A 14,467-nucleotide genomic window follows, 5' to 3' on the forward strand; every position below is an offset into this window, starting at 1 on the left:
ATCAAGGTCTCATACACTTTATGGATGATATGCTGATTCTTATTCATAGAAGTACTGTCATGGAAAATATAACTGTTATGTGACTTTTTAGCTTCCTGCAACGCTTTCTCTGCATAGATCAAACTGACAGAGCTGTCTGCCTTTGTCGCACCAAATGTCACATTTAGATGGATATGACTCTCCTCAGTGATGGTGAACTTATGATTTGAAATTTTTGTCGAAAGTTGTTTGACGATAAAGTCGAATAAACGGTGATTAAAATCATTTTTGATGAATAGACAGAGTTTATCTGCATATACATGATAGATCTCATACGAAAATGTCTCGACACCATGTTTAGTAAATACACCATCTACATCCATCTCTTTCAACGTATTATCTATAAGATTCTGCATAATATCCACAATACGTATGCCCGCTTCATATCCATAAAGGATATTGATATCGTCAAATGCAACGATATCAAGAAGAGAAACAATAGCAACACCATTATAGTCAGAGATGACCTGACGATGATCCTGTATCATTTTTCCTGAAGATACATCAGAAGGTTTTTTAATCACATTTTCGTTTAAAACTATTTCTTGCATTGGGTTTGGAAAAGGAGCACTCATAGTATTTCCTTGTTTTTCTAAATCAACAGCTTTTTTAATCTCTATTAGTTTAAGTAGAGCATCGTCTCTATTGTCTGCATCTACTCTTTTTTTAATCGGCTTGCCATCACTATCTCTATAGGTAACGTAGTAACCTGTTATCTGTCCATCGGATTTACGGTAAAGTTCACTGACACCTTTATACTGCTTGTCAGTTATCGTTCTGATTGGCATGATGTCCTCCGATTTCTATGTAAACTTTACTTCTTAAAAAGATTTCCTAAAAGTGAAAATCTAAACCTAATTAATGTAGTATACATAAAATTACTACATATGTCAAGTACATTGTAGTAATAATTACATATTATTTGTAGTAACTATCTTTATTATGCTTTTATGGGGCTTTTATAGTTATGTAGTAATAAATTATTTCAAGATATAAAATAACATGTTTATAAAGTTACTACAAATAATATACTTTATATTATATAATATATTAATGTAGTATTTTAGGAAATATATAGAATCAAAAGTGTTTTTATACTCCCCTATTTTTATTTTTTATTAGGCAAAATCATAGTTATTTTATTTTATTAATAATGAACACTATATGGTTGTTTTTGTTATACTAGTATTAAAGATAATGTACAACAAGGTTTCTAATGGGTAGTGAGATAAGCCATCGAAAATTCACAGAAGAAGATTTTATAGCCTTTAAAAAAGCGTTGTATGATGAACATGCTTATATAGAAGCGTTATTTGATAAAGGGCCAGAACTTTTTTCAGCCAAAAGCCGCATCGGTTATGAGTTAGAAGCTTGCATTCTTACTAACAATAATCTTCCTAACCCCATAAACAAAGAGATACTTGATGATATCAACTCCCCTCTTTTTACCAATGAACTAGCCAAGTATGACCTGGAGATCAATGGAAATGTTTTTAAACTTGATGCTGAGGCACCTCAAAAATTAGCGAATGACTTTCAATCTCTTTGGGAACAGGGTCAGAACTCAGCTAAAAAGTTCGATGCAAAACTTGGACTCTTTGGTGTACTTCCCTCTTTGAAACTTGAACATTTCAACAAAGAGATTTATCAGTCTGATATGCATAGATATACCCTTGTCTCTCAGCGTATGCGAGAGTTAAGACATGAAAGTGTCAAGATCCTTTTTCATGGTGAAGATGAAATATCTTTACAAAAAGATGATGTAATGCTTGAAGCAATGGGAACCTCATTACAGATCCACTTTCAAATTCCATTTGAACAAGCCGTTGAGTATTATCATGCTGCACTGCTGGCATCTGTTGTACTGCTTGGATTTGGAGCTAATTCTCCTTTGGTTCTAGGTAAAAGAGCCTGGCATGAGTCTCGTATCGCTATCTTTGAACAATCCGTAGATACAAGGGATAAAGAAAGAAGAGATCATGGAGATGAGACAAGAGTACATTTTGCACATGGATACATAAACTCTTGGCTGGATCTGTTTGAACAAAACAAAATGTTTAAAATTATTTTTGCAGATGTGAAAGATAGACCTGTGAGCGACCTACACCATTTCAATCTTCATAATGGTACGATCTGGAGATGGATACGCCCTATTTTAGGAGAAGACAAAGATGGTAAACATACATTGAGACTTGAACTTCGTGTACTACCCTCCGGACCTACGCTTATAGATACACAAGCTAACATATGGTTTTTCATCGGTCTCATTGAAGGCTTAGTGAGATCAAAGATCGATCTGACAAAAATACCATTTGAAAAGTTAAAAGATGACTTTTACTCTGTAGCAAAAACAGGATTAAATACTGAATTTCATGAACCTATAAATGCGCTGAAAGTCTCATTGCAAGAGTGGATCTTAAACGATGGACTGGCACTTACGAAAATGGGGCTTGACTCTTTTGGCATAGATAATGTAGAGATATACATGAATATCATAAAACAAAGAACTTCAAGTGCACAGAATGGTGCATCGTGGCAACTTGAACATTATAAAAAATTTAATAACATACCTAAACTTATGGAGGATTATATGAAAAACTCTGAACTAAATATTCCCGTACACACATGGAGCCTCTAAATGAAAAGTAATTTAACAGTACTAGACCATATACCAAGTGCATTTCTCTCTATCTCTCATCGCCAGATCAAAGAGCTTTTTGACTCACCTACCTTGATACACTTAAAAGGGGAGAAACAGTCTGCTCTATTCATCTCTATTTTGCTGCATGGTAATGAATTCAGCGGTTTACAGATCATGCAGGAGATACTAAAGAAATACCAAACCACTGATGGCTATAAACTACCAAGAAGTATATGGCTTTTTATAGGTAATGTAGATGCAGCACAAATGGGTGTTAGACTCAGAGATGGACAAATAGACTTTAATCGTGCATGGCCGGGGACACCCGAACCCACTTCAGATACAGCAATATTGATACAAGAAGTAATGGATATTATCACACAAGATGAGTTGTTTGCTTCTATTGATCTGCACAACAATACAGGTCAAAACCCTCCTTATGGGTGTATATCAGTAGTAAATGAGAAGAACAAATACCTCTCTAGCTTTTTTAACCATATTGCTATGGTGTTTCAATCACCAAAAGGTGTCTCAACCATGGCATTTGATGATATCTGTCCAGCTATCACCCTTGAGTGTTCAACCCCGGGAAATGAGCCTGCAATAAAAAGAGCATTTGAACTTATAGATGACCTGATGCATATGGATCACTTTCCTGACAAGCCACTACCAGCGCATGATCTGCAGTTGGTTAAGAACAGCGCTACGATCAAGATAAATGCAGATGTTACGTTTTGCTTTGAAGATGATGAGTATGGTGATACTCTGGGCTATGATCTTACATTGGTCAAAAACTTTGACCATCATAACTTTACACAATTAGAAAAAAATGAAATATTTGCCTATTCAAAAGTTGATAAACCATTTTTAGTGATCTCACCCGATGGTAAAGATATTACAGAAGAGATCATCAAAAATGATAATGGAAAGATATCCATTAAAAAAGCACTGATGCCAGCAATGATCTCCTTGGACAAAAAGATAGTCCTTCAAGATTGCCTGTGCTACCTGCTCGAGGATTATTAAATCCTTAGGCATAGGTGATTCTATTCCACTCTTCACTATTGACTAATTTTTATACAACAAATAGTATATTTTTTATACTCATATTTATTATAATATTTTAAATAGTACAAAGACCATTTATCTCTAAGAGATAAGGTAAAAAAGGAACGAATCATGTGTCTATCTCCAAAAACCGTAGAAGTATGTAAGCTATCTGCACCTGTTATAGTGAAACATAGTGAAACTGTTGCTTCAAAGTTATATGAAAAACTATATGAGAAATCCCCAAGAACCAAAGAACTGTTTGGTGGAACAAGTGAAGCACAGTATAAACAATTCAAAAGAGCCATTACTTTATACAGTAAGAATATTGATAAGATCAAAACATTGGATTGTTCTATTCCACATATAGATTCTGAATATAATTCAATGATAGAAAAATCTTTATTACAAGCTATAAAAGATGTATTTGGGGATGCTGCAACAAATGATATCATTGAAGCATGGAAAGAATCTTATATTTTCTTAGAAGATATTGTCATCACAAGAGAGAAAGAACTTTATGCATCTGCATAGATAACCTTCAATGAAGGTTATCTTATCAGTATTTCTCCAATGGATTATACTTGATCATAGCAGGTTCAGAGAAGTTTGGTACATCATCATAAGTAAATACTGCATAATACTTCTCTTTATCAAATGAAGCAAAGTTATCGTAAGTATAGGTGTCTTTACCTCCATAGATCTTCACACCATCCATAAAGTGTTTTGGTGTATGGAAACTGTTTCTTACAACGTAGTAACCGTTTAAGGCTTCATCATTGACTTTGTTCCAAGAGAGCTTGATCATCTTGTTTTCTTTGCTGATAGTCAAATTTTCAACAGCAGGCAATGGAGTACGACGTTTTGGGATATATTTTACGTGAAGTTCAACATCTGTATTCCATTCTATGATCCTGTTTTTCACACCTGATGGAGATGTAGGTTTGATCACAAGCTTCAGTGTTTTTCCTTCTTGATGCATCTGATCAAGGGCTATCTTCGACAAGGTATCAAATTTAAAATACTGATACTCTTTTGCATTAAGGTCTGACTCTGCTACTTCATATCCTATATACTCTATCTTCTCACGGTTTTTAATGTCCTCATAGGTCCCTACTTCATCTACTTCAACCAGTTCCACATAGTATCGTATATCAGACTTTTTCTTAAAAGTATTGTTATTACGTATACGTAATGCACATTGGGTTATAACAGTGTTTTGATGGTCTGGAAGTTGTGAGATATCAAAATCGAGATATCCATAGACACGATGACCTTCTGCATCAAATCCACTTTTAATTCCCTCTACTTTTCTATCTAGACAAATAGTAGAAAGTGTCTTCGCAGAAAGTTTTATCTTCTCTTCTTCAACGGTATACTTAATGTCAAGCATTGGTCTATATTGTATACCTCCCCCAAATTTTCCATATCCTATGTCAAACTGCATCATTTGACTGTCTTCACCATCTGGCAGTGTTTTTGGTCCATCTATTCTAAAGATAGCTTTGTTGTTTACGATTTCCTTTTGGAGTAGTTCACATTCATGTCGAGAAAACTCCCAAAAATTCCAGATACCTTGTGTTAATTGTCTAGACTTGATAGCTTGACCCATTCTACCTTTCGTCTCGGCATTTTCTATTTCTGTAAAATCGGTGATGTCAGAAAAACTGTCTGGCTTTAAAAGTGACAGGTCCCATTGACCATATTTTTCTATCTTGGCCCCTACTCTGTTCATAGGATAGAGGTAAAATCTGGCTGATTTAATAATAGCATTTTGAGGGATACTATCCAGATCAATACTTATAACGCCATCACAGATACCTTTTGATTTGTTGACTCCCACAAAGAGAGAATTGAGTCCAAAGTGTGAACGGTTCTGTTCTTGCGTGAATTCTCCTACATACCCTGTCCCACTTTTGTTTGCGAAGATAAGTTTAAAAAACTCATCATCTTCAAGTGCAGTACGTACCTTGACTATGGGAGCAAATGGTGACTTGTATCCCGTTGTTTTATTAACAGCACGGATGGTGTAATAATAATTTGTAGAACTCTCCAAGTCTGTATCGATAAAGCTATTTTCACCTACAATGCCTACTTTAGTACGCTCATTACAAGCATCTTTATCTTCTGTACTTCTATAGATCTCAAAGAAAATGTCATCTCTTGGCTCATATTTCCATACAAGCGTAACAGAAGTAGCATCTCTACCTCCTATGGTAAAGTCATCTACTCTTCTTGGTGCAGCGGAAGAGTAATTGATCACTTCGCCAAACGCTTTTTTAAGTGCAGGAATGTTTTCATTGATACTTCCACTCATACTCTTCATATAATCAGGAATATTCTTTGTTCCTACCTCTGCGACTACAGAGATAATACCTTTAGAATAATAATACTCACGTCCACTACCCGAAATGAGACCTGCAGGTGGTTTACCTCTGTGGATACCGTATCTTCTGCCTGTTACTTTTGCAAATTCATCGTTCATATTTGCACATAAAACATTCATATCTGTGCCATCTATTTCTGCTTCATGCATAAACTTATGTGCTGGAAAAAATACATTTCCTTGTGAATGGTAATCAAAAGCTATGGTGATGTTCTCATGAGAATCTACAAACGCCTTGATCGCAGAAGTTTCAGCCTCTGAAAAAGGTTCTTCTCCACCATAAACATTTGAAGAGGTATTATTCTGTTTTACAAATCCTATGGAAAAGTTTCTGTTTAGATCCACACCAAAAGTACCATCATGGTTCTTTCGTCTGTTCTTCCGCCAGAAAGAGAAGTGTTTACGTGAATACTCATACCCATCAGGATTTAGGCATGGCACCATATAAAGTGTAGACTCATTCAAACTTTTTTCAAGTTCAGGATCTATAGTTTGATTTTCTGCTGCATATTCTATGAACTTCAACGCAAGTTCATTTCCTATCCATTCACGTGCATGGATACTACCAGTATAGAGCATCGCAGGTTTTTCATCAGCTGTCTTAACATTTTGAGATATTTTAACAAGGACGATATCTCGTCCTTCATAGGTTGTCCCTATAGGTATAACCTTTATAAGATCTGGATGTTTCTTCTCCATCGCATCAAGAAAGATCAAACTCTGTTCATACGACATATATTGGTTTTTCATACTTTGTTACTCTTTTTATATTTTATTTATTCTTTTGGACACCAAAAAATACATTTAAGTATATACATCAATCTAATCTTTTAAAACGATTAAGCTCAAGTATACATTCCCACATAATTGAGTGGGAAGTGTATTTAAACAGCATTTGATATTACAATTTGTTTTTAAATGATTCCCACTGTTTCACAAGTTTAGAAAGAACTTTTTTCTTGAACCATGAAAACTCTTCTTTTAGTTTCTCAGGAGCTTCTTCCAAAGTTTCTATGAGTTCCACAGTATCAAATTTTTCTAAGATCTTTTTAGATTTTTTCTTACCTATGCCCTCTACAGAAGTCAATAGCTTTTTAATCTTTTTTTCCGTCAAGACGATCGTTGATTCTTGACTTTCATCTGTTGAAACTTCATCTGTACTTTCGACTTTTTCTTCACTTTCTGCTCTTGGATTACTCTGAACATGCACCTTTCTTATTGTTCTTCCATAATTGTCCTGGAAGTTCCACTTTTCACTTGGCCACGCTTCTTTTGTTCTATCTTCTGTGAGCATCATTGGGTAGAGTGCATCAAGATCATGCAAGTATATCTCACCCTCTTCTGTTTCTCTTCTTTTTTTATCAAGGAAATAAGCACCATCATAAGAAGGCGTATATTTTCCAAAGGTAATATAACGAAGTGTTCTAAGTATAGATGAATCCATCTTACCAAGTTCTTCCCAATTATAAAGTGGAATATTCGGCTTAGAAAATCTACCATTTGAAAATTTCCACATGAGGTACTGACCTATCCAGTCTCTGATATAAGGGAAAGCTGCAAATGCAGTTGCACACTCCAATATACGGTATTTACCATCTTCACCTACAGCAATGTCACATGCCCAGTACTCTGCATTGGCTGATTTGGAAACCTGAACAGCCAGATCAAGTAACTCTTTGGGTACATCCATATAGTCCATACTTCCACCTTGAGAAGTATTTGTCAACCATTCACCCTCTGGTGGTCTTCTCCAGAATGCACATACAGGCTTATGACCGATAAGCATGACTCTTACATCTGCTTCCATCGGTACAAAATCCTGGAAATACGCTGGAGAATACTTTTTTTGAGCTAAAAGATTTCTGGCTTCCTGTTTAGAGTCTACCTTGTGTACAAAGTAGCCGCCATAGTTAGATGGTCCGTAAGATTTTTTAATGATCTTAGGGTATTTCGTCTCTTCAATAAAGTTATCTGCCTTCTGCATATCATAAAAGATATAGGTTTGAGGAATAGGTATATCATACTTCCATGCAAAGCGTGTCACGTTCTCTTTAGACTTGTTAGAAAACTGTGTGTCCATTGAAGGAATAAACTTCACATCAGGCAACTCTCTTGCGATCTCTCTAAATGTCTCATACGCTGTTGCTGGAATATTACCTATAAGGATATCGATCTTTTTACGCTTTACTTCTCTTACAAAACGGTCTTTATCGTTTTTCCAGTGGTAGGTTACCGTCTCTATCTTATCTGGCCATCCTCTAAAATTTGACTTATCAAAAAATCTTAATACATAGTCGAGATAAAGCATCCCTATCTTTGGTAACTTTTCAGTCTTCTGTTTTTTTGCCATTTTAATCCCTTATTTTTTATTCGCTGTTTTTCTATCTATAAGATCTACGATAAGATCTATCTTCTTCTTGTTAAAGTCTAACCCCAACTTCTCTTGTTCCGGTGTTGCGAAAGCAGGTATACCATTGACTTCGAGTACCACATACTCTTCTTTCTCTAAATCATAAATGATATCCACACCTGCAATATCCGTACCACACACCCTAGCTGCTTTCTTGGCAATAGCGATCACTTCATCATCCGGCTCCCTTAAAAAGACCGACCCGCCACTTGTTATGTTTGTACGCCAGTCCGTTTTACTTGCCTTACGTCCATAACAACCCACAAACTCACCATCAACGATGTCCACACGAAAATCTGTGTTGTCATATTTTAAGAACTTCTCGACATAGAAAAATCTCAAATCCATCTGATTGAGAAAAGGCATAAGCATATCCAGCATTGATTGATTTTCTATCTTGGTCAATCCTACGCCTCCCCAGCCATCAGTCGGTTTATACACCATTTTACTCCACTTGTTCATGATCTTTCCAAGCTGCTTCGAGTCATCTCTATGGCAGAGTTGGAACTCAGGTGTTGCTATTCCGTGTTGCTGAAGTAAAAATGAAGTTTGAAACTTGTCTTCAGTCAAAGTAAAGGCTTCATAAGAGTTTATCATCGGTATCACACGGTTGAGTGCTTGATAAAGGAAGGATTGATACTGCGTTTGCTCTCCTGCATTATAAGATAAAAATAGATCGAGTTCATCAACTATCAGCTTCTTATGAACGATATGTCCATTCTTTGCTACAGCATGTCGAAGATTAATGTCCGTAGTGGTTTCGATATCTCTCTCTTTAAGTTTCTTGACGATCTTCTCTTGAATCTTGTCACCACCACTGTTACTGTAAAGCCACATACCGATTTTTCTTGACATTTTTTACTTCCTTCTTATTTAACAACTAATCTAATATTTTACTATATTTTACTAAAATATATTCAGAGAAAATATAAAGATTTGCCTTAATAATAGGCAATATTGAGGATGATATGAGTAAACAAAATTTTGATGAATTACAAAAAATTATAGAGATCAACTCTTGGACAAAAAATAAAGAAGGTGTAGATAAAAACGGTGAGATCTTTGCATACTGGATGCAAGAGTTGGGATATACACTTACACGTTATCCAAGAGAAGAGATAGGTGATCATCTTCATCTTATCTCTTCACATAGAGAAGGTAAAAAACTCCTTCTTTTGGGTCATCTGGACACAGTCTTTCCACCAAACACTTTTGAAGACTTCAGAGAAGATGAAGAGTGGATCTACGGTCCAGGTGTATGTGACATGAAAGGGGGTAACTATGTAGCCCTCGAAGCACTCAGAAATGCCTACCGTGCTTACGGAGAGATACATAACATTGACTTTCTTCTAGTAAGTGATGAAGAGACAGGAAGTGATGATTCTAAGCACCTTTCAGCAAAACTGGCAAAAGACTACGACTACTGTATGGTTTTTGAAGCAGCAGGTTTTCATGATGAAGTGGTGATAGGACGTAAAGGTGTGGGTACATTTTTCATAGATATAGAGGGAATTGCTGCACATGCAGGAAACCACTACAGTGATGGGGCAGATGCTAATCTTGAGGCAGCACATAAACTCTCTCAGCTTGTAGCTTTAACTGACCTGCAAAAACAAACTACCGTAAATGTTGGTAAGCTCTCTGGTGGTATAGGTGCTAACACCATTTCACCCAAAGCACATCTTACTTTTGAATTACGATATACCCACACAGAGGAAAGAGACAGAGTCCTTAAAGCCATTGACGAGATCGTTGCACATTCACATGTTGAAGGTACAGAATCAACACTTTCTGGAGGTATCCAAAGAGATGTGATGCAGCCCTCCCCTGAACAACAAACATTCATAGACCATATCAACAGCCTATGCAATATTCAACTTCCTACTGAAAAACGCGGTGGTGTGAGTGATGCAAACGTCATCTCATCTCAAGGTGTAGCTACACTGGATGGCTGGGGACCTTACGGTGATGGAGACCATACTGTTCATGAGAGAGCGTCCAAGAAAAGTTTTCACGAGCGTATCGACTTGGTCACTGAGATATTGACACACTTTCTAGAAGGAAAGATCTAAACTTCTAGAAAACCTTATAAAATTGAGCCACTTTGTGATGTTGAATCTGCAAGTGGCTCTATTTTATAAGGTTTTGCTTTCTTCTCTTAATATACTCAAGGATTCAGCCATTCTTATTATTCTAATCATATTATTGACAGTATAGTCTTGCTTTCTGTCTTCGCAAATCTTTTTTTCCATATTCGCATATTGAATTAGTAGTACTAGTTCTAAGTTTTTCCAATGCAAATGTTCACATTCATTAAGTAAAGCATGAAATTCTTGTTCAAGTGTTTTTTGCATAGACATCTCTTCTCCTATGTATGTATCAATTGTTAAACAGCAGTCGGCAGAGTATCTTCAACCCCATAAATGGAATTATGAGGGTAGTTTGTCTGGCGCTTTTGAAACAATAAAATATTTGGTTTCTGGATCACCCCTGCTTCAATATTGATCGCCTGTCGAATGGTCTCATCTTTCTGCCAGTTTGCAGGACCTGACATCACAGCCTCTATATGGACAATAAGTGCTGCAGAGATAGAGCGAGTGGCACTTTCCCAAAGATAGTTTGGTGTATGATCCACAGCATAATAATCAACCATCCCCACTTTGATCATCGGCTCTTTAAACGAAGTCGGTTTGGCAAAATAAAAGCCCATACCTTCATCACAGCTGACATCAATAATGAGACAGCCTGGCTTAAGAGAAGACGCCTCTGCTTCAGTCACATAGTCTACAGGATTGTCTGGTTCTTGGAAGGTCCCGTTTATAATGATGTCTGATTCACTTATGAGATCGGACAAAGGCCGTCTGCTACCATCGTGCTCGACTACAACCATTCGTGCTTCATCTACTTTTCCTGGAAGAATAGTCACATACTCACAGTCAAGTACCTCTTCTCTTACTTCGTAATTAGGACGCTGAATACAGATGGTAACATCTCTAAATCCATGAGCCTTAAGTGCATAGATAGCACCACGGCTTACTGCACCAAAACTGAAAATGATCACTTTACGCTGATTTCCGTAATGTCCATCAATACCTTTTAACTGCAGGGCATGAAGTACAGCACAGTAGCCGGCCATTTCATTGTTTTTGTAAAAGGTGTGACGTCCCATCTGTCCGTTAGGTCCCCATACAAACATATCTTCAAAAGCGATAAGCGTCTGCTTGCGTTCAATTGCGATCTGTGTCATAGCACGTTGCTGTACACAATGTGGATAACCCCATACTGTACCACCTTCTCGAAGCTCTTCTAAATCAGCCGGAACGGGTTTGGCTAATACGACCACACTGCTGTTAGCGAGTATTTCACTACGCGATGCCATGCCGCCTGTCTTCTCGGCAATGACCGAATCCTCTATGCCAAACGGCTTTCCATAACCCTCTTCAAAGATCATCTGGCGGCGAATACGCTCAGGAATTCGTTCCAGGTGATCTGGATGGATTGGCATACGTTGCTCATCTTCTTTTTTTGAAGTCCCAATGACTCCGAATGTAAATATACTGATAGGGTTTCCTTATTTTGAAGCCACTAGAGCGTGCGACGTCATAAAAAACGAAACAGCCTTCATAAACTTAGTTGGTGATTAAAAAATCTTTTGTGGTGCAATGTTCGCAGTCCTGTGAATGTCGGACAATGAAACTTCTATCTTGTGTATAATAGAGAAGAAAAAGAGAGAAAAAAACTTGTCTGTTGGAGTATTCATATACTCAAGCAGTTATTCAGTATATCCGTTTGTTTCTAAATAAGAGCTTCAGCAGCGTTTCGAATAAAAAAGTATCTACTATTTAGGATGCATTCATTGTTGTTTTAGGTTGAGATATTTTTCATTACGTCATTGACTGAAAATTCAGCTATAATGGTAACATTATCATGATACTTGATCTGTATTATAATATCGTTTTTGCAATCCTTCAAAAGCATAAAAGCAACATACATATAAAGCTTAGATCTACTCTAATTAACAATAACCGATTTTTGTTAAGCTTATTCTCAATGCACTCTTAATTTATTCTATTTCTGACAAAAAGATATTATGAAAAGATTGATGCACCCCTCTAGGAAAATTATTAATGAATATTGAAATTATCACCACTCCAAATGATGAATTAAAAGAGAGTGGATTTGGAAGTCTAAAATCTTGCAACAATGTACTGGAATCTATCATAAACATGGGACATAATGTTGTATTAACTACATGTACAACTAAGTATGATTTAGAGAAAGTCGTAATAAGAAACCCTGATCTAGTTCTATTAGCTGTAAAATATGTATCATTTGAAAATGAAAACGATATTTGGCTAAGCGATTATTTTTCTAAACATTCTATTAATTACAGTGCTTCATCAAGAGAGGTACTAAGATTTGATTCTGATAAAGTGCTTGCAAAACTACACCTAAAAGAGAGTGGGATTAAAACAGCTAATTATTTCACAGCAATTCCAGGTCAATATAAATGTGCAAAAGAATTACCAATTGTATTTCCCCTATTTCTAAAACCAATCGATGCCGCAAATGGAAATGGTATAGATGATTTGTCATTTGTAACAAATTTTATAGATTTTGAAAGTAAGGTATTGTCATTACACGATACCTTTAAACTTCCCATATTGGTGGAAGAGTATTTGAATGGAAAAGAGTTTACAGTAGCAGTCATAGAAAAAACCAATGGAGAATTAATCGTTTCACCAATTGAGATAATACCCTTGGTTTCTACAAATGGGTTGAGAATTTTAGGCCAACAAGCAAAAAAAGATGATACAGAAGAACTCAAAAAAATAGTTGACAATGATATGAAAATCAAACTTATAAAACTGGCAACAGATGTTTTTAACGGCTTGGGCATAAGAGACTATGGAAGAATAGATATAAAAACAAATAAAGCCGGTGAATGTTTTTTTATGGAAGCAAATTTAGTTCCTGGTATGACTCAAGGCTCTAGCTATTTTCCAAAAGCATGTGAGATTGAAAATGAATTAACGTATGATAAAGTTATTGAACTGATGTTGTCAAAAGGATTAGATCGTATCCCTTATGCGCTACCATCCACTCTAAACAGCCTACTGAACCATGACGAAACACTACCTGCTCTTCAGCCAATCTTAGAACCCCTCAATCACCAAGGATTTCTTCAGCATGAAGGAGTATAAAATTAATATCTTAATACTTGACTATTCAGTGGATAGGAGTGAAACGTCTGCTATCAAACGCTGGTTACCCGTAAATTCAAATGTATCATCACTGTTTATTGATACAGAGGAATCTTTTTCCGATAATCTGATCAATGATGATTTCACTCATGTAATCCACACAGGATCTGCACTGTCAATTACGCAAATCGCACCATTTACAGATAAAGCGGAGGAGTATATCCGAAAAGCCAGAGACAAAGGTATTTCACAAATGGGCATTTGCTATGGTCACCAACTTATTTGCCAGGCATTGATCGGAAAACATGCAGTACGATCATCATTAAACGGTCTGGAAGCAGGCTGGAACGATGTCAAGTTTGTTAATAGTTCAATAAATACTCTTGGTGTGAGAGAAAATGAAACCGTGTGGCAGCACCATTTTGATGAAGTAGTAGAGTTACCTGAAGGATCAGAACTTTTTGCAACAAATCATCATACGAGAATACAGGCATATATAAATTACGAACAGCGCTTGTTCGGGACACAGTTTCACCCTGAATTTGATAAGGAAGCCGGTGATAAAATCTTTTTGGATTACGGTCCATTTCCAGGCCAACATAACAATAATCCTAACGATATGATTAAGCGCGGTCCTTCGTTTGAAGTAGGGAAAGTATTTTTCAGCTTTTTCCTGGGTATGAAGGCGTAAACAATGGGATTAGACATAACACTCTACTTTCAGATTGCCATCACTATAT

General features: G+C 36.4%; 12 protein-coding genes. 6 read left to right on the plus strand and 6 right to left on the minus strand.

Annotated elements, in window-relative coordinates:
• A partial coding sequence (locus tag WBM70_RS11160; RefSeq protein ID WP_424558577.1) for a hypothetical protein occupies positions 1 to 827 on the minus strand: 827 nt, incomplete at its 3' end.
• Positions 828 to 1,255: 428 nt separating this feature from the next.
• Here WBM70_RS11160 and WBM70_RS11165 point away from each other — a divergent pair.
• From WBM70_RS11165 to WBM70_RS11175, 3 genes are all read left to right on the plus strand, one after another.
• Positions 1,256 to 2,677 (plus strand): hypothetical protein, encoded by a 1,422-nt coding sequence (locus tag WBM70_RS11165; protein ID WP_424558578.1) that lies wholly within the window; start codon positions 1,256 to 1,258, stop codon positions 2,675 to 2,677.
• Entirely contained in the window at positions 2,678 to 3,706 is a 1,029-nt protein-coding gene (locus WBM70_RS11170; RefSeq protein WP_424558579.1) for a M14 family metallopeptidase, read from the plus strand.
• A gap of 153 nt (positions 3,707 to 3,859) precedes the next feature.
• Positions 3,860 to 4,261: a globin domain-containing protein gene (locus tag WBM70_RS11175; RefSeq protein ID WP_424558580.1), complete on the plus strand. Its 402-nt coding sequence runs from the start codon at positions 3,860 to 3,862 to the stop codon at positions 4,259 to 4,261.
• 25 nt (positions 4,262 to 4,286) lie between these two features.
• On the opposite strand, the gene WBM70_RS11180 is transcribed toward WBM70_RS11175, so the two are convergent.
• The 3 genes from WBM70_RS11180 to WBM70_RS11190 form a co-directional block, all read right to left on the minus strand.
• Positions 4,287 to 6,863: a M14 family zinc carboxypeptidase gene (locus WBM70_RS11180; protein ID WP_424558581.1), complete on the minus strand. Its 2,577-nt coding sequence runs from the start codon at positions 6,861 to 6,863 to the stop codon at positions 4,287 to 4,289.
• Positions 6,864 to 7,014: 151 nt separating this feature from the next.
• Positions 7,015 to 8,463: an ATP-grasp domain-containing protein gene (locus WBM70_RS11185; RefSeq protein WP_424558582.1), complete on the minus strand. Its 1,449-nt coding sequence runs from the start codon at positions 8,461 to 8,463 to the stop codon at positions 7,015 to 7,017.
• Between the two features lie 9 nt (positions 8,464 to 8,472).
• Positions 8,473 to 9,378: an ATP-grasp domain-containing protein gene (locus WBM70_RS11190; protein ID WP_424558583.1), complete on the minus strand. Its 906-nt coding sequence runs from the start codon at positions 9,376 to 9,378 to the stop codon at positions 8,473 to 8,475.
• A 113-nt stretch (positions 9,379 to 9,491) separates the two neighbouring features.
• Between WBM70_RS11190 and WBM70_RS11195 the strand changes: the two genes are divergently transcribed.
• On the plus strand, positions 9,492 to 10,595 hold the full coding sequence (locus WBM70_RS11195; protein WP_424558584.1) for a M20 family metallopeptidase: 1,104 nt from the start codon (positions 9,492 to 9,494) through the stop codon (positions 10,593 to 10,595).
• A gap of 63 nt (positions 10,596 to 10,658) precedes the next feature.
• On the opposite strand, the gene WBM70_RS11200 is transcribed toward WBM70_RS11195, so the two are convergent.
• On the minus strand, positions 10,659 to 10,877 hold the full coding sequence (locus tag WBM70_RS11200; protein ID WP_424558585.1) for a hypothetical protein: 219 nt from the start codon (positions 10,875 to 10,877) through the stop codon (positions 10,659 to 10,661).
• A 32-nt stretch (positions 10,878 to 10,909) separates the two neighbouring features.
• On the minus strand, positions 10,910 to 12,085 hold the full coding sequence (locus WBM70_RS11205; RefSeq protein ID WP_424558588.1) for a N(5)-(carboxyethyl)ornithine synthase: 1,176 nt from the start codon (positions 12,083 to 12,085) through the stop codon (positions 10,910 to 10,912).
• A gap of 565 nt (positions 12,086 to 12,650) precedes the next feature.
• Here WBM70_RS11205 and WBM70_RS11210 point away from each other — a divergent pair.
• Both WBM70_RS11210 and WBM70_RS11215 read left to right on the plus strand, forming a co-directional pair.
• On the plus strand, positions 12,651 to 13,727 hold the full coding sequence (locus tag WBM70_RS11210; protein ID WP_424558586.1) for a D-alanine--D-alanine ligase: 1,077 nt from the start codon (positions 12,651 to 12,653) through the stop codon (positions 13,725 to 13,727).
• Complete coding sequence (locus tag WBM70_RS11215) at positions 13,714 to 14,418, plus strand: type 1 glutamine amidotransferase (RefSeq protein WP_424558587.1); 705 nt, start codon at positions 13,714 to 13,716, stop codon at positions 14,416 to 14,418. Before WBM70_RS11210 ends, WBM70_RS11215 begins: the two co-directional genes overlap by 14 nt.
• Positions 14,419 to 14,467 lie beyond the last annotated feature (49 nt).

Origin of the sequence: Sulfurovum sp., from assembly GCF_049668085.1 — a bacterium.
GTDB lineage: Bacteria > Campylobacterota > Campylobacteria > Campylobacterales > Sulfurovaceae > Sulfurovum.

Bases quoted from the DNA above. Each gene is read 5' to 3' on its own strand.
- WBM70_RS11165 (WP_424558578.1), top strand. From the start codon at position 1,256: ATGGGTAGTGAGATAAGCCATCGAAAATTCACAGAAGAAGATTTTATA.
- WBM70_RS11170 (WP_424558579.1), top strand. From the start codon at position 2,678: ATGAAAAGTAATTTAACAGTACTAGACCATATACCAAGTGCATTTCTC.
- WBM70_RS11175 (WP_424558580.1), top strand. From the start codon at position 3,860: ATGTGTCTATCTCCAAAAACCGTAGAAGTATGTAAGCTATCTGCACCT.
- WBM70_RS11180 (WP_424558581.1), bottom strand. From the start codon at position 6,863: ATGAAAAACCAATATATGTCGTATGAACAGAGTTTGATCTTTCTTGAT.
- WBM70_RS11185 (WP_424558582.1), bottom strand. From the start codon at position 8,463: ATGGCAAAAAAACAGAAGACTGAAAAGTTACCAAAGATAGGGATGCTT.
- WBM70_RS11190 (WP_424558583.1), bottom strand. From the start codon at position 9,378: ATGTCAAGAAAAATCGGTATGTGGCTTTACAGTAACAGTGGTGGTGAC.
- WBM70_RS11195 (WP_424558584.1), top strand. From the start codon at position 9,492: ATGAGTAAACAAAATTTTGATGAATTACAAAAAATTATAGAGATCAAC.
- WBM70_RS11200 (WP_424558585.1), bottom strand. From the start codon at position 10,877: ATGCAAAAAACACTTGAACAAGAATTTCATGCTTTACTTAATGAATGT.
- WBM70_RS11210 (WP_424558586.1), top strand. From the start codon at position 12,651: ATGAATATTGAAATTATCACCACTCCAAATGATGAATTAAAAGAGAGT.
- WBM70_RS11215 (WP_424558587.1), top strand. From the start codon at position 13,714: ATGAAGGAGTATAAAATTAATATCTTAATACTTGACTATTCAGTGGAT.